We start from the raw sequence: 1092 nt of genomic DNA on the forward strand, positions 1-1092 counted from the left end.
ACGAACTTCATCTTCGTTCGCTTCATAATGGCTCCAATCCAAATAGTATTGTCGCAAAGGATCGTTTGGATCGACGCTGTTTCTACTCGCTTCTAATGCTGACATCAACATGATATCCATCGCTTCTACTTGCAACCAACTGTCCGGAAAGAGCGTCTCTTGCAGTTGATACAGCGCATTCATTATCAGAAAGTTTCTTTTGAATAAGTCTTTATCTGGCGAGGGGTCAAGCTGGTTAATGTAACCGCGCTCACTGAGCTTGCTGGCCAAGGTGTGTACTTTCCAACCAGATGGTTGCTTTTTGAGAATCTCAAGCATTGGCCAAAGCAACGGGTTTTCTATTTCACTCTGCCTGTTATCGCATACGCCATATTGATCTTCCATGCGCCCTCGTTTGATTTATAAGCGATTAAAATTGAGCAAGTTTCAAAGCTCAACGTCGTTACTTTTGTACCATAAACGAAAAAGGGCCGATAGCGAAAAACCATCGGCCTTTGGAATCAGGATCGCGTTTGATTAAATAACGCCTAGCTCACGTAAGCGTTCCATTAAGTAGCTGTGTGCTGTGTAACGCTCAGAAAGTACTGTATCTGGCTTTGGGTGCAAGAAAAGCGGTAGTGAAATGCGCGATTTTTCTTGGCGAGCACCTGTTGGGTTGATAACTCGGTGTGTCGTCGACGGGAAGTAACCACCTGATGCTTCTTGTAGCATGTCACCGATGTTAATGATCAAGTTACCAAAGTCACATGGAACATCGATCCACTCGCCATCTTTGCTCATAACTTGCAGACCAGGTTCGTTCGCCGCTGGCAGTACAGTCAGTAGGTTGATGTCTTCATGAGCGGCTGCGCGAATTGCACCAGGCTCTTCTTCGCCTGTCATTGGCGGGTAATGAAGAACGCGAAGCAACGTTTTGTCGCTGTTATTGATCATTTCTGACAACGCGATAGAGAACTTCTCTTGTACGTCTTTTGGTGCGTACTCTTCTACCCAACCTAGCAGTTCTTGTGCAAAAGCGTTTGCGCGCTCGTAGTACTCAAGAATCTCTGCTTTCAACTGTTCTGGGATTTGTCCCCAAGGGTAAACATGAAA

At 45.6% G+C, this 1092-nt stretch carries 2 protein-coding genes; both read right to left on the reverse strand.

Annotated features, from left to right (window positions below; all coding sequences use genetic code 11):
- Positions 1 to 384: DNA-J related domain-containing protein (locus R7127_RS26800; protein WP_318148749.1), on the reverse strand; the 384-nt coding region annotated here is incomplete at its 3' end.
- A 132-nt stretch (positions 385 to 516) separates the two neighbouring features.
- Positions 517 to 1092: 2OG-Fe(II) oxygenase family protein (locus R7127_RS26805; RefSeq protein ID WP_318148750.1), on the reverse strand; the 576-nt coding region annotated here is incomplete at its 5' end.

This window comes from Vibrio sp. 1159 (assembly GCF_033340395.1).
In the GTDB taxonomy this organism is placed as follows: Bacteria; Pseudomonadota; Gammaproteobacteria; order Enterobacterales; family Vibrionaceae; genus Vibrio; species Vibrio alginolyticus.